Origin of the sequence: Priestia abyssalis, from assembly GCF_002019595.1 — a bacterium.
GTDB classification, from domain to species: domain Bacteria; phylum Bacillota; class Bacilli; order Bacillales; family Bacillaceae_H; genus Bacillus_BA; species Bacillus_BA abyssalis.
Window position 1 is genome coordinate 4,233,772 of the sequence record NZ_KV917369.1, and the last position, 20,251, is coordinate 4,254,022.

Genomic DNA, 20,251 nt, shown 5'->3' on the forward strand with positions numbered 1-20,251 from the left:
GAGGTGCATTACTCACTTGCTTCAACGGCATCCGACGGTGAATATTGGATGGTGATGATTTGCTGAACTTGATCGCTCGGGTTGGATGGGAAAGGAACGGTTTGTCCGTTAATTTTCACCTCAGTATCAAGCGTATTTCCGATATTGAAACGAACTTCTGTTTCTTTTGTAAAATCAAACGTTTTCGCTTCACCCGATTTCAACATGCCCTGATAAAAAGAGTTACCTTTTCCGTTTTTTACTCCGACCCACGTCTCTCCTTTTGAAGAAATTTCCACTTGAAATTCATCTGCATTTTGAAGTTGGAGAACAGCTGACTTACCACTCTTTTGCAATTCTACAATTTTCTGGATGTTCGTTCCTTCTGTCAAATCCTCTGTTCCTGCTTGTTTCTCTATATCCTCTTCTTCATTTTGCGGCTCATTCGTTTTTTCTTCCTCATCTTTTACCGGTTCTTCTGGCACCGGTGTTTCTTTGGATTGTTCTACTTCTGCTGTCGTTTCCGGAGAAACTTCTTCCTTGGCCATTTCCCTATTTTGGGCGAATACCCAAATGAGTACAGCAATTCCGATTGCTCCAATTGTCAATAGGATTTTCGGAAGAGCATCGAATACTTTGGAATCTTGTACAGGCGTTTCTTTACGAGTTCGGACACGTGATAATTGTTCCGGGAGTTCTTCCGTCTGTGTCACCGGGATATCAGATTTGTATTCTTCAAAAATCTCCTCGGGATTCAGTCCTACGGCTTCACAATATTGTTTAATGAACGCACGAACATAAAATTTTCCAGGCATCAAGTCATAATTGCCTTCTTCGATTCCCACTAAATAACGTTTCTGGATTTTCGTCAGTTTTTGCAAATCCTCCAGCGACATATTTTGCTGTTCTCGAGCTTCTCTCAGTCTTTTCCCTAATTCTGTCAATGATAACACCTTCCAATTATGTTAAAAATCAAACATCGAGAAACCGCCGTCTGAAAACATGGATGGGCCTTCAACCGCTTCATATGTAATTTCCTCATCTGGATTGCTCCGCAGCTCAATAATGTAATCAAAATCATCAAGTGAGTACTCCGAATTTTGAACAAAAATATCTGGATGTTCAATAATTTTAGTTGCCGGAACACGCATAATTTCCCGCACTAACTGCCAATGCTTTTCATTGGCTCTCCTCGTAGAGACAATCCCATCCATAATGAAAATATTATTTTCATTATATTCTTCTTCAATGAGTTGACTGCGAATCGTTTGTTTAAGCAAGGTTGAAGATACAAATAACCAGCGCTTATTGGCACAAACACTGGCTGCAACGATCGATTCAGTTTTGCCGACACGCGGCATCCCTCGAATTCCAATTAGCTTATGTCCTTCTTGTTTAAAGAGCTCTGCCATAAAATCGACAAGTAAACCTAATTCATCCCGTACAAAACGAAATGTTTTTTTGTCATCGGCATCTCGTTGTATGTAACGGCCATGTCGTACTGCTAATCGATCCCGCAACTTAGGTTCTCTTAACTTTGTGACAGTTATATTATCCATCGTCTTCAATATAGATTCAAGTCTTTCGATTTGCTCATGCGAATCACAGCGTAAAAGCAAACCGCGTCGTTGATCATCTACCCCGTTTATTGTGACGATATTGATGGATAACATTCCCAATAAAGAAGAAACATCTCCCAATAGACCAGGTCGGTTTTTTTGTATTTGATATTCTAAGTACCACTCAATCTTTGACATAAAACTCTCTCCCCGGACAATCATTTAATTTTTTATGGTTGTTATATCCCCTATTGCCTTTTTACTTATATTAAATATAAATGATTTCGTATAATTTATAAAGTAGAAGAGCGAAGGAAACCCTGTTTTTTTATGAAGAGTTATCCATATAGGAGGACATCCATGAAAAATTCGTTAAAAACTCCCAGCTTACGGATTATTCTCATGTAAGCCAGGAGTCAACATCAGTTATGGAGCCTTTCTACAAGAAAAAGAGAGGCAAAATCCTCTCTTATTGTACTGTACCGTTATTTTGAACGAGTTTCACCATTATGCTCGCAATGGCCTGCTGTTCTTCTTTAGAAGCAACACTCCAAAGATCCGCCAATACCTTTTCCTGTGGATTTTTTGCTTCTACTTGGTTAGCTAAATAGCCTCCGATTTGATAAGCAAGATTATTAACGACATCATTGCTCATTCCATCGTTTTGTGCGTGATGCAGGCGATCCGCCAAAAAGTCTTTCCATGAATCCCAATTTTCTAATACTGACATGAAGAACCCTCCTTTAGGTTTATTCATATCCTAGTTTGCACGCTTACGGATTTTTTATGTATGCCAACCGCCATTGACCGAAAGAATTTGTCCTGTAATATAGGTCGCTTGGTCAGAGGCCAAGAAAGCAATCGCATCCGCTATCTCTTCACATGTTCCAAATCTTCCCATTGGTATGTCTTCACAAATCAGCGCCTTGTCTTCTTCTGTAAATTCATCCATCATCTTGCTGCCCACCGCTCCCGGGGCCACTGCATTGACTCGGATACCGCTCATCGCCACTTCTTTTGCCAGTGCTTTCACAAATGTATTTTGAGCTCCTTTCACCATTGAATATAACACTTCACAAGAAGCTCCTGTCACCCCCCAAATGGAAGAAATCATGACCATATTACCGTGTTTTCGCTCAATCATTGCCGGCAATAATTCTTTGGCAAGCTGAAAAGGGCTCGTCACATGCAATTGAATCATTTTTTGTACTTCTTCGTCTTTCATGTCTGTTATAAGCCCTACATAACTGTTTCCGCTCGTATATACAACTAAATCAATCGGAACTGCAAGCTGCTTTAATAAAGTTTTGGCACCATCTTCTTGTGCCAAATCCGCCTCAATCAAGATTACATCTTTTTCAGGAAGCTCTTGCTGCAACTTCACTACCTCTTTTACCCCTCTGTTATAATGAAGAACAAGCGAATATCCGTCCATCGCCAGCCTTTTAGCCGCTGCTGAACCGATTCCTCCGCTCGCTCCTACAATTAGTGCATACTTTTCCAATCTAAACGCTCCTTTTTGAACATGTACCTAAAATAGAAAAAGCCCCTTTATCACATAAAGGGATGCTTTTTCCTTATGTCTTTTTATTTTGGCACGACTTGGCAAACCGTCATATTGTTTTCGTCCATCAATTCATTCGTTACTTTTTCGATATCTTCTTTCTTTAACGTTTCTAGCACATCCACTACATCAAATAAATCCATGTCATTGAATGCATAGCGTGTAAACTGATTAGCAATAAATTCCGGAGAGTTTAAGGAACGAAGGAACGAACCAATTTTCTTCTTACGAACTCGCTCCAACTGTTCATCTGTCATCGGATTTTCTTTTATTTGCAAAAGGATGCCTTTGATTCGATCGGCCAGTTCATCCGGTTTTTCCGTATCACCGCCAATGATGGCAAATCCAAAGCCTGTTTCTTCCGTGTAATCATAAGAGAACGTTTCATCGATTAATCCCTCGCGATACAAATTCTCATAATGCACGGAGCTTTTGCCGAATAAATGATCCAGCATGACGTTCATTGCCAGTTCATGAACGAGCATCTCACGTCCTGAGCGCTGCGGATTTTTGGCTTTTACACCGACAAGACATTTTGAAGACTGAACCGTCATTGGGATAACTTGTTTAGCTTTGGCTACCCCTTCAGACTCATCTTCGAAATGACGTTTAATTTCTGGTTGATCGTGATAATCTTTTTTCGCTTGATTTTCGCGAACTTGATTCATCACTTTTTCAGGATCGACCGGCCCTACAACGAAAAGCAGCATGTTGCTTGGGTGATAGAACGTTTCATAGCACGTATACAGCCATTCTTTTGTAATATGGGAAATTGACTCAATCGTACCGGCAATATCAATTTTAACCGGATGATGATGATACATATTTTGAATAACGCCAAAGTACAAGCGCCAATCGGCATTGTCATCATACATCGTAATCTCTTGCCCAATAATTCCTTTTTCTTTTTCGACCGTTTGATCGGAAAAATAAGGATCTTGCACAAAATCGATTAAGGTCTCAAAATTCCGTTCGAAGTCGGACGTAGAAGAAAACAAGTAAGCCGTTCTTGTAAACGATGTGAACGCGTTCGCGGAAGCCCCTTGTTTACTGAACTGTTGAAACACATCCCCATCCTCTTTTTCAAACAATTTATGTTCTAAAAAGTGAGCGATTCCATCGGGTACTTTCGTCATTTCCGTTTGGTTCAGCGGAACAAATTGATTATCGATGGAACCGTATTTTGTCGTGAAGGTAGCATATGTTTTATTGAATTCCGGCTTCGGCAAAATATAGACTTCAAGCCCATTTGCCATTTTTTCATGATACAAATCTTCTTTCAACTGTGAAAACGGGATTTTTTCCATCATTCTTCACCGCCCATTCCTCGTAAAAAATAAATCGTGTCTTGCTCGATTTGCTTTGCCGCTGCCATTACTTCTTCTTTTGTGACAGCTTTAATTCCTTCTAAATAATCTTCCACTGAAATGTCTGTATTCGCTAATTCATTATGATACAAAACTTCCACGAGCCCTCTTGCCGTATCGATTGTCTCTAAAATTTGATTATGAATGACCGCTTTTGTTTGATTAAGCTCTTCCGGGGTAAAGTCCCCTTGCTTCATGGCCTCCATTTGTTCATTGATGATTCGAACGGCTTGATCGTAATTTTTAGCATCAATACCTGACATGACCATTAATAATCCTTTATGGCTCTCTACCCGCGATGCGGCATAATAAGCGAGACTTGCCTTTTCACGTACATTGATGAACAGCTTGGAGTGGGAGAAGCCGCCAAAAATGCCGTTAAACACTTGCAGCGCAAAGTATCCAGGATCACCGTATACAATATTTGTACGATAACCGATGTTGAGCTTACCTTGCTTAATATCTTGCTTTTCAGCGACTTCGTTTACTTTTTCAATCTTTTTGCTCTCATTTTCCCCTCGATGCTGACGGGTTGTTTTTGCAGGTAACGCAAAAATTTGCTTAACGTTCTCCAGTACTTCCTCCTGTTTAATATCGCCAATCACATATAGATGAATCGCGTCTTCTTCTAGTACTTTTTTGTAATACTCATAAAGTGAAGCAGGTGTAATGGCTTCAATGTCCTCTACGCGTCCGTTCACGTGAAGATGATACGGTTCTTCCTTGCACATCTCTTCTACAAGGCGCAAATTAGAATAGCGCATTTTGTCATCGAATACGGCCTGTATACGCTGACGCATTGACCGCTTTTCTTGCTCCACGATGTCCGGCAAAAAGGAACTGTTTTCCAGTTCGGGGTTTAATAGAATATCTCCCAATAACAGCAGTGCATCCTTTAAAATAGGCGTCGTATCTTTCAAATATGTTTCATTGGCTACATCGATACGAAACGTCATATCATGCCACTCGCCCTTTTTCATTAAATCAACCTGCAGTGTCGCCCCGTATAAATCGTCCAAGTATGTACGAAGCTTGGTCGTTGATGGATATGAAGCAGTCGCACTTTGGAGTACATACGGAAGCAGGGCCCTTAATGTGACCGTATCTTCCCGCAGCGGAGCATTCATCTTTAAAATTAGGGTGTTTGTTTTATATTTGGATGTTTGAATGGTGTGAACGGTCAAACCGTTTAATTCGTGCTTTTCTTCTTTTAGCAGTTTCATTCGGAAACCTCCTTTTTCAAAAAACAGTCGTAATGACTATTATTAAAGCCATGTTCCTAGTTTTCATCACTTTGAGCAGTTTTAACCTTTCTTATACTATATCGAACATATGGAAACATTTTCAACTTTTAAACCCTCTTCCTTGCTAACATCCCAATCGTCATTCAATAAAAAGATTCCTTTATTATTTTTTATGTTAAAAAAAGTAAATGCACTCCTAAAAAAAACATTCCGCCATGAAGGCGGAATGTTTTTAACGTTTCCCTTTTTCGTAAGGCGTTCCCAATGCTTTTGGAGCTTCAGCACGTCCTACGAATCCTGCCAGTGCTAAAATCGTTAACACGTAAGGAGCAATTGTTAAGATAATCGTCGGAATATCCTTTAATAATGGAATTTGTGCACCGATAAGGCTTAATGACTGGGCCAGTCCAAAGAATAGCGCGGCTCCAAGCGCTCCAAGCGGATGCCATTTACCGAATATCATAGCTGCAAGCGCAAGGAAACCTTGTCCCGAAATGGTACCGCCCGCAAAGTTTCCAGAAATGGATGTCGCATATACCGCTCCCCCTATTCCAGCAAAAAGGCCTGAAAGCATAACCCCCGTATAACGCATTCTCGTCACATTTATTCCCATGGTGTCAGCCGCCATCGGATGCTCCCCTACAGATCGAAGGCGTAAGCCAAACGGCGTTTTATAAATGACGTACCATACGACGAACGCAACGATAATAGCAATATACGATGTTAGCGGGATTGATGAGAAAAAGATTTTGCCGATTACCGGAATATCAGACAACACCGGAATGCTCTCTTTATTGATACGAAATTGAATAAAATCAGTTTGGCCTTTCCCAAAAATCTTTTTGATTAAAAAGACGGATAAACCCGCAGCTAAAAAGTTCAGCGCCACACCGCTTACAGTTTGATCTGCTTTTAAGGTGATGCTAGCAACCGCATGAATGAGCGAGAAGATGGCACAAGCGACTGCTGCAACCAGAATGGATACCCACGGCGAAACGGCACCTAATGTATCTTGTAACATTAAAGTAGAAAGAATGCTCGTAAATGCGCCAAATAACATTAATCCTTCCAATCCAATGTTAACGACACCTGAACGTTCACTAAATACACCGCCAAGTGCCGTAAAAACCAGCGGGGCAGCCGTTAATAAAGTGGCCTGAATAATAGTGGCAAAAATATCTAATACGCTCATCTATTTCCCCTCCTTGCCTAAGCGGTTAAAGAACCAGCGAATAATATAGCTTGACGCTACGAAGAAAATAATTAAAGCGATGACAATATCAATCAGCTCTGAAGGAACGTCTGCCATAAAATTCATTTCCGGGGCCGCTGTTTTTAACCCGCCGAATAACGCTGATGCTAAAATGATCCCAACAGCGGTATTTCCTCCCAGCAACGCTACCGCGATACCGTCAAAGCCCGTGCCCGTAAAGGCAGAAAGGCTGTTCATATTTTGAAACGTACCAAGCCCCTCCATTGCGCCGGCCAATCCGGCAAATGCTCCTGAAATGGCCATGGATAGCGCAATGTTTCGCGCTACACTCATACCCGCATATTGGGAAGCATGCTGGTTAAATCCAACAGCACGAAGCTCATATCCTTTTGCCGTTTTGTTTAATAAAAACCACATAATGAAAGCCGCAAGAAGCGCTACAATGATACCAAGGTGAAGACGCGAGTTATCTGTGATGGACGCAAGAAACGGCGAAGCCAATGAAGCAGACTCTTTAATGTTGTATGACTTTTCATTTCCTGCATATAAAAAGGTTTTAATGACAGCACTTGTCACATATAAGGCAATATAGTTCATCATGATGGTTACAATTACTTCATGCACCTTTAAACGGGCCTTTAATAGGCCCGGAATAAATCCCCAAATCGCTCCTGCCACAGCAGCCGCTAAAATTGCGAGAGGAAGGTGAATGACTTTCGGTAAATCAAGGGCATAACCTACCCACACGGAAGCAAGCCAGCCCACAAGCAATTGACCTTCTACCCCGATATTGAACAAACCCGTTTTGAAAGCAAATGCGACTGCTATACCGGCTAAAATAAGCGGAGACATGGCGCGAATGACTTCTCCGATTGATTTTGAGCTTCCGATCATCCCATCCAAAAGCGCTCCATATCCGATCATAGGATCATATCCGCCAAGAAGCATAATGATTGCCCCTGCAACCAAACCTAAAACTGCCGCTAAAACAGGAATGGTAATATTCACGATACGCTCGTTTTTTAAAAACTTACTCATGACATGCCACCAACTTTCTCACGCTTTCCCCCAGCCATTAACAGCCCTAACTCTTGTTCGTTCGTCTCTTTTGGATCAACAATATCGACAATCTTTCCTTCATAAATCACTGCAATCCGATCGCTTAGATTCATCACTTCATCCAGTTCAAGCGATACAAGCAGCACTGCTTTTCCTTTATCGCGTTCCTCGACCAGTTTGGAATGAATAAATTCGATAGCCCCTACATCCAAACCACGCGTTGGTTGTGCAGCAATGAGAAGATCCGGACTGCGGTCCACTTCACGGGCAATAATTGCTTTTTGCTGATTTCCCCCGGATAACGCGCGAGCTGGTGTATACTCGCTTGGAGTACGAACGTCGAATTCTTTAATTAACGCTTTGGCTTTCTCATAAATCTTTTTATAATTTAAAATGCCGGACTTTGCATATGGCTGCTGATAATAGGTTTGCAGCGCAATATTCTCTCCGATTGTATAATCCAACACAAGTCCATGTTTATGTCGATCCTGCGGAATATGCCCAACACCCGATTCCGTTATTTTTCTTGTCGGTATCGCTGTTAGTTCTTCTCCCTTTAATTGAATGGATCCGGATTTTATTTTTCGTAATCCCGTAATTGCTTCAATTAGTTCGGTTTGACCGTTTCCGTCAACACCCGCAATTCCTACAATCTCTCCTGCACGAACGGTCAGATTCAATTCATTCACAGCCTTAACCCCGCGCGAATCTTCTACTGTGAGGTTTTGAACGACCAATACATTTTCTGCTGGTCTGGCGTCTGACTTCTCTGTTTTGAAATGAACCTCACGTCCGACCATCAATGCGGCAAGTTCATCCGGATTTGTGTCAGCTACTGTAACCGTGCCGATTCCTACACCCTTTCGGATGACAGTACAACGATCGCAAACCGCCATGATTTCTTTCAATTTATGGGTAATAAGAATAATTGACTTTCCTTCTTCAATTAGGCGTTTCAAAATTTGAATGAGCTCTGTAATTTCTTGAGGCGTTAAAGCAGCAGTCGGCTCATCAAAAATTAAAATGTCCGCACCGCGGTACAACGTTTTTAAAATTTCGACGCGCTGCTGCATTCCAACCGAAATATCTTCGATTTTAGCATATGGATCAACCGACAGTCCGTAACGCTTTGACAGCTCTTCAATCGTTTTGGCCGCTTCGGCAATGTTAATTTTACCGCCTTTTGTCGGTTCACTTCCTAAAATGATATTCTCTGTAACAGTGAAGTTTTGCACTAACATAAAGTGCTGGTGCACCATTCCGATTCCAAAACGATTGGCGACATTTGGATCCGTAATCTTCACTTCTTGTCCTTTAACTTTAATTTGGCCTTTCTCAGGTTGATAAAGACCAAATAATACATTCATTAGTGTCGATTTCCCCGCACCGTTTTCTCCCAACAGCGCATGGATCTCACCTTTTTTTACTTGCAAAGTAATATTGTCATTCGCCACAATTCCAGGAAATTCTTTGCGAATGTTCAGCATTTCGATTACATATTCCAACCTACTCACTCCTCATAGGTTACTTGGCTAAAATAGGAAAAAAGCCTCTAACAGTAGAAAAACCCAGCAAATGCTGAGTCTTAAGTTATACTTTCAACTATATGATAAGCTCAGTCTAAATCAACTATTCTTATTATGGTTCCGACACAAGCGAGCTATCCATTTAGTATAAAATATGGCCAATATACATTATCTAAGGAAGAGCACAATGCCCTAAAAACGCTGGGCTGGCACCGTCCATCTCCAAACTCTATACGTTCTTATCCATTCAGACAAAATGGACCCTTCACCAAATCGCTGTGACATCAACGAATCACTAGAAAGGTCCATTCCCCTCAATCAGTTATTATTGAACTGAGAAACTTGCGAACTCTTCGTCTGTTGCAGGAACTTTCACTTCACCTTTTAAGATTTTTTGTTCCCACTCATCTACTAATTTCACCGCTTCTTCACTGACATTTTCAGTTGTCGGAGCAATACCTACTCCATCTTCTTCAAGACCGAATACAACTTCTTTTCCGCCTGGGAAGTCACCTTCCATTGCGCGTTTTGTTACATCATATACCGCTACGTCTACACGTTTAACCATTGATGTTAATGTTACGTTTTCTGGCATACCTTCTTCGTGCTGATCACGGTCAACTCCGATAACCCATACTTCTTTACCTGATTTTTTACGGTTTTTCGCTTCTGTGAATACTCCATTACCAGTACCTCCGGCAGCATGGTAAATGATGTCTGCACCTTTGTCATACATTGCAGATGCAATTGTTGCGCCTTTTTCAGGTGCATTAAAGTTTTCTGCATATTGAACAAATACTTCAGCTTCTGGGTTCACTGCTTTTACCCCTGCTTTAAATCCGTTTTCGAACTTTTTGATTAACGGAGAATCAACCCCGCCAATAAAACCAATTTTGTTGGATTTTGTGTGTTTAGCAGCTACAACCCCTACAAGGAATGAACCTTGTTCTTCACGGAAAGTGATGTTTGTTACGTTATCTAAAAACACTGGTTGGAAATTTTCATCCATCAACAAGCTGTCCACTAACGCAAAATGAGCATCTTTATTTTGTTCTGCTACTTTTTGAACCGCATCTTCCAATAAGAAACCGATCCCATATGTTAAATTATAGCCGGCATCGGAGAACTTTGTTAAGTTTGGCTCATATTCTGCGGCTTCGCCTGATTGGAGGTATTTATATCCTTTTCCTTCTTCCAAGTTATTTTCTTGTCCGAATCTCGTTAAACCTTCCCAAGCAGATTGGTTGAATGATTTATCATCTACGCCGCCTGTATCTGTAACCATTCCAACTTTAAAGTCGGCAGCTTCTTTGTTCTCTCCGGATTTCGCCCCCTCTTCGCTCGATCCACATGCGCTGAGTAATGTCCCTGCCGCTAATACAAGTGATAACGCTAAACCCGCTTTACGTTTTACCATTTCGTAAGACCCCCTGAAATATTTGGATTATGTGTTACAATCATAAAAAAATGAAACCATTTATTTACTTATGTAACATTCACCTCCTTAAAAGTGTTTCCAATTCCAAGTGTTAATCTTCTGACAGTTCCCTCTAAAAAAAGAATTAAACCCTTTTTCTCAACACATGGAAACTGAATTTATCTGCTTTAAAATAGTTCAAGGAATATAAAATTGGATCATCATTTTGATCATAATGCATTTGTTTTAGCACAAGTAAAGCGGTTTCCGGTTCACACTCCAATATAGGAGAGATTCTTTCGTGATATCCCAGAGGCTCAATTTGCGCTACTGCATAAGAAATGTACTTGCCGGACTGTTCGTTTAAAGTTTCCAGCAACGATTCTCTTTCATGGGAAAATTGACCCGGTAAATATTTTTTTAGTACTTTATCCACACAATATACAACCGGCTCTCCATCTGCCGTTCTTACGCGCTCTACGTATAAAATTTCATCATTTTCTGAACATTGGAAGCGGCGCATATCATCTTCCGTAGGTCCCTGAACATGAGAGGAATGAAATACCGTTCCCGGCACTTTTCCGCCTTGCTCAATCATATGTGTTACACTATTCAATTGCTCGATACCTGATGTAAAAGTAGGGCGGGTATTCACAAATGTTCCAACACCGTGTCTTCGAATCACGACATTTTCTTCTTCTAAAATTCGAAGGGCTTCTCTTAATGTCGCACGACTTACCCCCAATTGCTTGGATAAATCAAATTCTGAAGGCAGCTTTTCTTTTTCCTTATAAACGCCTTCTTCAATTAATTGTTTAATTTTGTCAATCACTTGCAAATACAAATGTCGACTATCTGCTTTAATTGACATTATCCTTCCCCCACTATGAACTTTAGTCATCAGACCTCTGATGTGTGACTAGTTCTTTTAATCGAAAATAATATATCATTTTTCGACACATAAATAAATAGGTTATATTCATTTTGTTAAAAAAACCTTAACAATATTACACTTTTGTAAAAAAGATGTTTTCTTTTTCTAAAAAAGATTTTATAATATATCATTTTTCTTCATTTCCACTAAAAAATAGGTCCGTACATCAAAAATATGGAAAATATGTGACAATTAGTATAACACATTTAACGATACGTTTTCTCTATTTTTATCGTATGATATGCCTTTACTTTCTAAAATAATAATTTATTTATGATTGCTTGTTATAAGCAGAAGAAAGGAACATGGATAAAATCCATGTTCCTTTCTTCTATGATCCTACATCTTCATTTGACTGGCTTACCAATACAGAACGCGGTTTACTTCCTTCATAAGGGCCTACGACCCCTCGGACTTCCATGGCATCAATAAGTCTGGCTGCCCTGTTATACCCGATGCGGAACCGGCGCTGAAGCATCGATACAGATGCGGTTTGCATTTCAACGACAAGCTCAACTGCCTCGTCATATAAATCGTCCTCAAAATCATCTTCTGATTCTGGCATATCTTTAGGAATCATATCCTCTTGATATTGAGCTTTTTGCTGGGAGATGACGAAATCTACCACTTCTTCCACCTCTTCGTCCGATAGGAAAGCTCCCTGCACACGAACAGGCTTTGACGCCCCTACAGGCAGAAACAGCATATCCCCTCGCCCAAGCAGCTTTTCCGCTCCCCCCATATCCAAAATGGTACGTGAATCTGTTTGAGAGGATACACTAAAGGCAATACGAGACGGAATGTTCGCTTTAATGACTCCTGTAATAACGTCTACCGATGGACGCTGTGTCGCAATAATTAAATGAATGCCTGCTGCACGCGCCATTTGTGCCAAACGGGTGATGGCATCTTCTACGTCGGAAGAAGCGACCATCATTAAATCTGCCAACTCGTCCACAATGACCACAATATAAGGCAAGCCCGGCTGTTTGGCTTCTTCTTCTTGGTTATGCCGCTTAATATATTCATTGTATCCCTCGATATTTCGCGTACCTGTATGGGAAAATAACTCATAACGTCTCTCCATCTCGCTTACAACCCGCTTCAACGCTTGGGACGCTTTTTTCGGGTCCGTTACAACAGGCGCCAGCAAATGTGGAATGCCGTTGTACATATTCAATTCAACCATTTTCGGGTCAATCATCATCAATTTCACTTCATGAGGTTTTGCACGCATAAGTAAACTGATGATAATCCCGTTAATACACACACTTTTACCGCTTCCTGTCGCCCCCGCTACAAGCAAATGCGGCATTTTGTTTAATTCCGCTAAAACGGCTTCACCCGAAATATCTCGTCCGAAACCGATAAGCAGCTTAGCATCGGGACGATTGTTTTCTTTCGCCTCCAGCACTTCACGCAATGAAACCATCGCAACTTCCTCATTCGGCACTTCGATTCCTACCGCCGATTTACCAGGAATCGGTGCTTCAATCCGAATATCTTTTGCAGCAAGCGCCAATGCTAAATCATCACTTAAATTGACAATTTTACTTACTTTCACTCCGACATCCGGGTACACTTCATATTTTGTTACAGCGGGACCCAAATGAACTTTGGCCACTTTTGCTTTAACACCGAAACTTTGGAATGTTTTCTCCAGTTTTTGAGCATTGGCATAAATATTTTTATGCTCTTTTGCCTGATTGCTTTTTTTCGGCATTGTTAACAAACTTACCGGTGGAAGCTGATATTTTGTATTTTCCTCCTCGACAAATGTCATTACTGGAGGCTTTTCTTCTTCTGAAGGTTCTTCTGTCTTGGACTTGGAAGGCGGTTCAACCTCTGCAGGCTTTTGGAAAACTGGAGTAGAAGCAGGTTCCTCTTCTCCTTTATCGAAATGCTCAATGATGGGAGGTCCTGACATTTCAATATGTTCATGAACATGTTCAGGTGCTTCTTCCTCCTCTTCTTTTGAAGGGGCAGGCGCTTTCTTTTTACGTTTCGGTTTTGCTTTTTTCGGTCGATGTTTCCATCTGTGTAACCAATCTTTTATATCCAGCAACCCCTCTTTTGTTTCACTGATGAGGAACGAAAAAACAGGGGCTAACAGTTTATACAGCGTTTCCCGAAGTGATCTTCCCGTCAGAAGGATAAGGCCAATGATCATCAGAATGAATGCAAAAAATTGAGTCCCAAGTGAATCAAATAAATAATAAAACGCCGCAAATAAAACGGCTCCAATCATCCCTCCTCCAAGATCACGGGGAACAGACTGGCCTTTTGCTTCCAATAAAAACAGATCCCATGTATTTAAAATGACAGACGGATGAGCAAAAGCACCGTCTCTTGATAAATTTTCAAATAATTTAACATGACTTAATAGTAAAATAGCCGCAAATAAAATATAAATACCCAAAAGCTGTCTTGTGACAAGCTTTGGCCCCCGCAGCTTAAAAATAATAAAAACCGATATAATGAGTAAAGCAACTAAGCTCACCATGTACCACTCACCTGTAAACAAGCGGAAAAACAAAGCGAGCGAACGGCCAACGACTCCGAGATTTGCCATTGCAATACAAGAAACAGCAAACAATAGCAGACCGGTTAATTCAAAGCTCAATATTCGTTTCCATTCCTCTTTTTTGGCTTCACTTCTCTTTTTTTGCTTTGCCATTCTTTCACTCCAATCACTCCATAAAAATGAATTTACGAAGATAAAGCTTTTCTCTTTATTTTCTCGTTATGTATGGGCTGAACCTGCCTGAACACTCCAACAAACTGAAGGTACACCGGAAAAATTCAACTCATAAGGCGGCCTCAAAAAATGAACACATTTTTGAGGCCGCCTTATGATAATAATAGGCTATTTCCGTAAGTGTCAAAAAAACAGCCAATCAAGGCTGCGTAGTTGGACTGTCTATAGATTATTATAACATAGTTTGTCTTGTATTACATATGACGAACGTTAGAGGATATTCAATATATCGGGAAAGTTTGTCCCGGGCAATATTGCTCATTCAAAAAGTCTTGGGGATTTGTACTTAATAACCGAACGACTTCATACTGTTTTTGGGCATTTTCAGAAACGACGACGGACACCCCATTCATTTGTACAATCTTTTGCTTATCATATACACTCATGTCGATTGGAAATACGAGTTCCTCAGGCATCATCGTATAAAGAATCATTGTAGTAATGGCTTCCCTTCTGTCATTTGTCCTCGTTGCTCGATCAGTTCATTCAATTTGCGAATAGCTTCTCCCACGCCTCCGACTTCATCAATCAAACCATATTCGACTGCATCTGCCCCTACCACATTTGTTCCGATATCTCTCGTTAAGTTTCCTTTTGAAAACATGAGTTCTTTAAATTTTTCTTCCGTGATATTCGAGTGCCCTACAACAAATTTTACGACCCGCTCTTGCATCTTATCCAAATACTCAAATGTTTGAGGAACCCCGATGACCAAACCTGTTAAGCGTACAGGGTGAATCGTCATTGTTGCTGTTCCTGCAATGAACGAATAGTCGGTGGAAACCGCAATTGGAACACCAATAGAATGTCCTCCCCCCAGTACAATCGAAACCGTCGGCTTTGATAAAGAAGCGAGCATTTCTGAAATGGCTAACCCTGCCTCTACATCACCGCCAACCGTATTTAAAATGACAAGCAGCCCCTCAATATTAGGATTTTGCTCAATCGCTACAATTTGAGGAATAACGTGTTCATATTTTGTTGTCTTATTTTGCGGAGGCAGCTGCATATGCCCTTCAATTTGGCCAACAATCGTCAAACAATGGATTTTGGAATCTTGCGACATTTGAGGAACATTTGTCTGCCCTAACTGCTGTAATTTCTCAACAATTTGGCTTTTATCTGCTTCTTTTTTATCCGGATTCTCTTGCTCTGCCTGAGTATTTTGTTGTTCAAACATACTTTTTCCCCTTTCCATTATCAATGATATGGTTAGTATGAACTCCGCTTCCATTTTCATACCTCCCTGTTCCTTTGGAAAACGGAGACCGATCAACCCTAAACAAGCACTAGCATGGATACCCTTGGATTATAATACTCCTGACAATTCTTTTTCTATAACCTCCACTTAATTTTTAATATTGACTGTCTATCCTATCCATAGCTTTTCTCCATTCATAGGCCCCGGTAAAATTTTTTCACATAAAGAATGGGACATGGGGGTTCTTTCCCCATGTCCCATTCTTTATATTTCCATGATGATTGGTAAAATCATTGGCTTTCTTCTCGTTTTCTCAAACAGAAATTGATTAAGGCTGTCACGTATATTTGATTTTAAGGACGACCATTCAATCATTTGTTCCTGCATACATTTATTTAATATTTGTTCGACAATGCCAGCGGCTTCTTCCAGCAGCTTTTCCGATTCTCGAACATATACAAATCCGCGAGAAATAATTTCAGGGCCAGCCGTAATTTGTTTGCGCTTTTTCTCAATGGTGACAACGACAATTAAAATTCCATCTTGGGAAAGAAGGCGACGGTCCCTCAATACGATATTTCCTACATCTCCGACCCCAAGTCCATCAATTAGTATGTTTCCAGCTGTGACTCTTCCTCCCAATCGTGCTTGGTCATTCTTAAATTCAATCACATCGCCTTTCTCTACTACAAACACACGAGAAGAATCCATACCAATAGATTCTGCCAGCTTGGCATGGGCCATTTGCATCCGGTATTCCCCATGAACAGGAAGGAAATATTTTGGCTGCATTAAATTCAACATAAATTTAAGTTCTTCCTGATGTGCATGATCCGAATGCTGTACGACCTTTTTGCTGTATACAACATTAGCACCGGCACGAAACAACAAATCGATTGTCTTCGAAAAAGAAGTTTCATTTCCTGGGACAGGGGTTGCCGCAATCAGTACTGTGTCTCCTTCTTCAACGTTTACTAATTTATGCGCACGCTTAGCCATTCTCGCCAGCGCTGCAATTGGTTCGCCCTGACTGCCTGTCGTTAATATCGCGACTTGATTTTTGGGATGTTTACCAATTTCCTGCACGGGAATAAAAACATCTTCTGCATCCGTCATATGGCCAAGACTGACAGCAATCTCAATAACCCTCCATATATTCCGCCCTACGACTGCGATTTTTCTTCCATGATTTTGGGCTGCCGCAACCACTTGCTGAATACGATTAACATGAGAGGCATGGGTAGCTACAATTAAACGACCTGTCGCATTATAGAAAACATCTGATATTTCCTGACCAACGATCGCTTCAGAACTGGAATGACCCGGACGTTCTGCGTTGGTGCTATCTGATAACAAGAAGAGAACGCCTTCCCTTCCAATCTGAGCCATCTTTCCAATATCCGCTAATTGAGAGCCGACGGGTGTTTGGTCAAATTTAAAATCTCCCGTATGCACGATTGCCCCCTCTGAGGTACGGATACAAATTCCGATAGAATCAGGAATGCTGTAATTCGTTCGAAAAAATGATACTTCCACTCCATCAAAACTTACTGTGTCAGAGGGATTGACCGTTCGAAACAAATCATTTTTTGTAATACCATATTCGGCCAGCTGCTCTTTTGCCAAAGCTACAGTTAGCTTCGTCCCATAAATCGGCGCTTCCAGCCGCTTCACGATAAATGGAAGACCTCCGATATGATCCTCATGACCATGAGTAAGAAAAATGCCTTTCACTCGCTCTTTCCGTTCTAATAGATAACTGATATCGGGAATAACCACATCAATGCCGAGCATTTCATCTTCTGGAAACATTAACCCTGCATCCACAATAAAAATATCACCGTCTATTTCAATACCGCACATATTTTTGCCAATTTCCCCTACTCCACCTAGTATGTATACTTTAATATTCTCTATCTCTTTCATCATGAATTCTTGCCTCCTAGACTGACATCACCCGTTCAAAATCACTTGTTTTCATTATAACTGATGAAATATTCGGAATACAAGATAATAATCCCCCGTTTCATGAAACGGGGGATTATTATCTATACAGTAAAAAAAGATGGTTCAAAAGGTTGATATCAACCTTTTGAACCATCTTCTATATGCATTCAGATATTCTGTTTAAGAAACTAAAGATTTCTCTACTCTATCAATTTAAATAGATTGGAGCACATTCGTTAGAGCCGTACGCTCTTGTTCTGATAGCGGAACAAGCGGTAAACGAACAGATCCTACATCGAGCCCTTTCAGCTGAAGAGCCGTTTTAACAGGTGTAGGACTAGGTGCCGCAAACATCGCGTTCATAATCGGCAGCAATTTTTGATGGGCTTTTGCCGCTTGTGCTACGTCACCCTTCTCAAAATCAGCAATCATTTGCTGTATTTCATTTCCAATGACGTGAGAGGCCACCGATACAACCCCTGTGCCTCCGATTGCCAATACAGGCAATGTCAGAGCATCATCTCCGCTGTACAACGCAAAATCCTCATCTGTGTTGGCGATGATTTCTGTCATGGCATCAAGGTCGCCGCTTGCTTCTTTAACAGCTACCACATTTGGCAGTTTAGACAGCTTAATAATGGTCTCTGCAGCGATTTTGGCAACTGCACGGCCAGGAACGTTATAAAGCATGACTGGGAGGGAGGTGCTTTCTGCAACTGCTTTAAAATGCTGATAAAGCCCCTCTTGATTTGGTTTATTATAGTATGGCGCAACGAGCATGATCGCATCTACACCTGTTTCTTCGGCTTTTTCGGTCAGCTCGATAGAAGAATGGGTGTTGTTGCTTCCGGTACCTGCGACAACAGGTACACGGCCATCCGCTGCTTCTACGACATGCCGAAACAACGCTAACTTTTCTTCTGTTGATAAGGTAGGAGATTCACCTGTCGTTCCTGCAACGACCAACGAATCCGTACCATTTTCGATTAAATAGTTGACAAGTTTTGTTGTTTTGGCAAAATCAATGTTTCCTTTATGATCAAAAGGTGTAACCATAGCGGTCGACACTTTCCCGAAATTAATCATACTTCCACTCCTTCAATATTCGTTTCCTGCTTTTGAAAGCTCAAAAGCATCGTGAAGGGCATTTACTGCTTTTTTCAAGTCTTCTTCTTTTACTAGTACCCAAATCGTTGTATGGCTATCAGCAGATTGTAAAATTTGAATGCCTTGTTCTGATAAGGCCCCTACAATTTTAGCAGCTACCCCAGGCATTCCTGTCATACCTGCTCCCACTGTCGATACTTTCGCACATTCCCTTGTCACAACCGGTTCATACCCCAGCTCTCGCAACACACCAACAGCTTTATCCGTTACATCATTCGTAACCGTATAAACGACACCTTTTGGGGAAATGTTAATGAAATCTACGCTGATTTGCTCATTGGCCATCGCTTTAAACACTTCAGCCTGCAAATCATAATGCCCTTCTTTGGCAAACACTTTAATTTGAGTAACACCCGATACATGAGCAATGCCTGTAATCAGCCGTTCTTGAACATCACTGCCTCTTTGTTTAGCATTTGCTTGGGATGTTACAAGTGTTCCTTCCGATTCCGAATAAGTGGAACGCACGCGAATCGGCACTTTCGCCTGCATGGCAATCTCCACTGCACGAGGATGGATGACTTTGGCTCCCTGATAAGCCATATTGCAAATTTCATTATATGTCACAACAGAAAGAGGCCTTGCATCTTCCACAATACGCGGATCCGCTGTCATGACTCCCTCAACATCCGTAAAAATATCGATAAACTCTGCATTCAAAGCCGCTCCAAGCGCTGAAGCGGATGTATCACTCCCGCCTCGCCCTAATGTTGTCGTATCTCCCTGTTCTGTTGCTCCCTGAAAACCGGCGACCACGACCACATCGTGGCGTTCTAACTCTTCGACTAAGCGGTCGCACCTCATCTCGATAATTTTGGCGCTATTGAAATCGCTGTTTGTTAAAAAGCCGGCCTGTGCCCCATTCAAAGCTGCCGCTCGAATTCCATGACTATTCAACAGGTTCGTAAACACAACGGAAGAAATCAATTCTCCGCATGACATAAGCATGTCAAGTTCCCGTTTGCTCAATAACGCTTGATTTCCACCTACAAGTGAAAGAAGCGTATCTGTCGCATACGGTTCGCCCTTCCTTCCCATAGCTGAGACGACAACAACGACCTTATATCCTTCACTAAGCGCATTTTGAATATGCTTGTAGGCCAACTCACGTCCATTCTCGTCACGAACTGATGTACCACCAAACTTCTGAACGATGATTTTCATACTCGCTTACACCTCGTTAGCCCGCTTCCTTATCTATTACCGGAGGTTCAAAACATCCAAGAAAAGTCACCGGGAAATGTCTTGGGCAAATCGCCTCTCTGGTACTCGAGTAAACGTTCCTCGCAACTTCCCGGCTCTTTTCTCCTCTTTTT

17 protein-coding genes are annotated in these 20,251 nt (G+C 41.3%); all 17 read right to left on the reverse strand.

Annotated features, from left to right (window positions below; translation table 11 throughout):
- Positions 1-8: 8 nt before the first annotated feature.
- Positions 9-932, reverse strand: coding sequence for a helix-turn-helix domain-containing protein (locus BK575_RS20145; RefSeq protein WP_328589524.1), 924 nt, complete (start codon positions 930-932; stop codon positions 9-11).
- A gap of 12 nt (positions 933-944) precedes the next feature.
- Positions 945-1,736, reverse strand: coding sequence for a DUF3388 domain-containing protein (locus tag BK575_RS20150; protein ID WP_078413153.1), 792 nt, complete (start codon positions 1,734-1,736; stop codon positions 945-947).
- A gap of 271 nt (positions 1,737-2,007) precedes the next feature.
- The gene (locus BK575_RS20155; RefSeq protein WP_078413155.1) at positions 2,008-2,268 is read right to left on the reverse strand and encodes a DUF3243 domain-containing protein; all 261 of its coding nucleotides are present in this window, start codon (positions 2,266-2,268) and stop codon (positions 2,008-2,010) included.
- A gap of 54 nt (positions 2,269-2,322) precedes the next feature.
- Entirely contained in the window at positions 2,323-3,042 is a 720-nt protein-coding gene (ymfI, locus tag BK575_RS20160) for an elongation factor P 5-aminopentanone reductase (RefSeq protein ID WP_078413157.1), read from the reverse strand.
- Positions 3,043-3,125: 83 nt separating this feature from the next.
- Positions 3,126-4,409, reverse strand: a complete 1,284-nt coding sequence (yfmH, locus tag BK575_RS20165; protein ID WP_078413159.1) for an EF-P 5-aminopentanol modification-associated protein YfmH — start codon at positions 4,407-4,409, stop codon at positions 3,126-3,128.
- Positions 4,409-5,692, reverse strand: a complete 1,284-nt coding sequence (gene yfmF / locus BK575_RS20170) for an EF-P 5-aminopentanol modification-associated protein YfmF (RefSeq protein ID WP_078413161.1) — start codon at positions 5,690-5,692, stop codon at positions 4,409-4,411. Before yfmF ends, yfmH begins: the two co-directional genes overlap by 1 nt.
- 253 nt (positions 5,693-5,945) lie before the next feature.
- Positions 5,946-6,905, reverse strand: coding sequence for an ABC transporter permease (locus BK575_RS20175; RefSeq protein ID WP_078413163.1), 960 nt, complete (start codon positions 6,903-6,905; stop codon positions 5,946-5,948).
- The gene (locus BK575_RS20180; protein ID WP_078413164.1) at positions 6,906-7,964 is read right to left on the reverse strand and encodes an ABC transporter permease; all 1,059 of its coding nucleotides are present in this window, start codon (positions 7,962-7,964) and stop codon (positions 6,906-6,908) included.
- On the reverse strand, positions 7,961-9,490 hold the full coding sequence (locus BK575_RS20185; protein WP_078413166.1) for an ABC transporter ATP-binding protein: 1,530 nt from the start codon (positions 9,488-9,490) through the stop codon (positions 7,961-7,963). Before BK575_RS20185 ends, BK575_RS20180 begins: the two co-directional genes overlap by 4 nt.
- 346 nt (positions 9,491-9,836) lie before the next feature.
- A complete protein-coding gene (locus tag BK575_RS20190) occupies positions 9,837-10,928 on the reverse strand; it encodes a BMP family lipoprotein (RefSeq protein WP_078413168.1) in 1,092 nt (363 codons plus the stop codon).
- 145 nt (positions 10,929-11,073) lie between these two features.
- Positions 11,074-11,799, reverse strand: a complete 726-nt coding sequence (locus tag BK575_RS20195; protein ID WP_078413170.1) for a GntR family transcriptional regulator — start codon at positions 11,797-11,799, stop codon at positions 11,074-11,076.
- Between the two features lie 394 nt (positions 11,800-12,193).
- Entirely contained in the window at positions 12,194-14,539 is a 2,346-nt protein-coding gene (locus BK575_RS20200) for a DNA translocase FtsK (protein WP_078413172.1), read from the reverse strand.
- A 302-nt stretch (positions 14,540-14,841) separates the two neighbouring features.
- The gene (locus tag BK575_RS20205; protein ID WP_078413174.1) at positions 14,842-15,054 is read right to left on the reverse strand and encodes a YlzJ-like family protein; all 213 of its coding nucleotides are present in this window, start codon (positions 15,052-15,054) and stop codon (positions 14,842-14,844) included.
- Positions 15,051-15,800 carry a ClpP family protease gene (locus BK575_RS20210; RefSeq protein WP_078414891.1) on the reverse strand — a complete coding sequence of 250 codons (750 nt, stop codon included), beginning with the start codon at positions 15,798-15,800 and terminating at the stop codon, positions 15,051-15,053. Before BK575_RS20210 ends, BK575_RS20205 begins: the two co-directional genes overlap by 4 nt.
- A 285-nt stretch (positions 15,801-16,085) precedes the next feature.
- Positions 16,086-17,750 (reverse strand): ribonuclease J, encoded by a 1,665-nt coding sequence (locus BK575_RS20215; protein WP_078413176.1) that lies wholly within the window; start codon positions 17,748-17,750, stop codon positions 16,086-16,088.
- A gap of 231 nt (positions 17,751-17,981) precedes the next feature.
- Entirely contained in the window at positions 17,982-18,854 is an 873-nt protein-coding gene (gene dapA / locus BK575_RS20220; RefSeq protein ID WP_078413178.1) for a 4-hydroxy-tetrahydrodipicolinate synthase, read from the reverse strand.
- Between the two features lie 12 nt (positions 18,855-18,866).
- On the reverse strand, positions 18,867-20,099 hold the full coding sequence (gene dapG / locus BK575_RS20225) for an aspartate kinase (RefSeq protein ID WP_078413180.1): 1,233 nt from the start codon (positions 20,097-20,099) through the stop codon (positions 18,867-18,869).
- Positions 20,100-20,251 lie beyond the last annotated feature (152 nt).

What these genes read in the sequence shown, in the direction of transcription:
- BK575_RS20150 (WP_078413153.1), bottom strand. Translation starts at nt 1,736, where the DNA reads ATGTCAAAGATTGAGTGGTACTTAGAATATCAAATACAAAAAAACCGA.
- BK575_RS20155 (WP_078413155.1), bottom strand. Translation starts at nt 2,268, where the DNA reads ATGTCAGTATTAGAAAATTGGGATTCATGGAAAGACTTTTTGGCGGAT.
- yfmH (WP_078413159.1), bottom strand. Translation starts at nt 4,409, where the DNA reads ATGGAAAAAATCCCGTTTTCACAGTTGAAAGAAGATTTGTATCATGAA.
- yfmF (WP_078413161.1), bottom strand. Translation starts at nt 5,692, where the DNA reads ATGAAACTGCTAAAAGAAGAAAAGCACGAATTAAACGGTTTGACCGTT.
- BK575_RS20175 (WP_078413163.1), bottom strand. Translation starts at nt 6,905, where the DNA reads ATGAGCGTATTAGATATTTTTGCCACTATTATTCAGGCCACTTTATTA.
- BK575_RS20180 (WP_078413164.1), bottom strand. Translation starts at nt 7,964, where the DNA reads ATGAGTAAGTTTTTAAAAAACGAGCGTATCGTGAATATTACCATTCCT.
- BK575_RS20190 (WP_078413168.1), bottom strand. Translation starts at nt 10,928, where the DNA reads ATGGTAAAACGTAAAGCGGGTTTAGCGTTATCACTTGTATTAGCGGCA.
- BK575_RS20195 (WP_078413170.1), bottom strand. Translation starts at nt 11,799, where the DNA reads ATGTCAATTAAAGCAGATAGTCGACATTTGTATTTGCAAGTGATTGAC.
- BK575_RS20200 (WP_078413172.1), bottom strand. Translation starts at nt 14,539, where the DNA reads ATGGCAAAGCAAAAAAAGAGAAGTGAAGCCAAAAAAGAGGAATGGAAA.
- BK575_RS20205 (WP_078413174.1), bottom strand. Translation starts at nt 15,054, where the DNA reads ATGATTCTTTATACGATGATGCCTGAGGAACTCGTATTTCCAATCGAC.
- BK575_RS20210 (WP_078414891.1), bottom strand. Translation starts at nt 15,800, where the DNA reads ATGTTTGAACAACAAAATACTCAGGCAGAGCAAGAGAATCCGGATAAA.
- BK575_RS20215 (WP_078413176.1), bottom strand. Translation starts at nt 17,750, where the DNA reads ATGATGAAAGAGATAGAGAATATTAAAGTATACATACTAGGTGGAGTA.
- dapA (WP_078413178.1), bottom strand. Translation starts at nt 18,854, where the DNA reads ATGATTAATTTCGGGAAAGTGTCGACCGCTATGGTTACACCTTTTGAT.
- dapG (WP_078413180.1), bottom strand. Translation starts at nt 20,099, where the DNA reads ATGAAAATCATCGTTCAGAAGTTTGGTGGTACATCAGTTCGTGACGAG.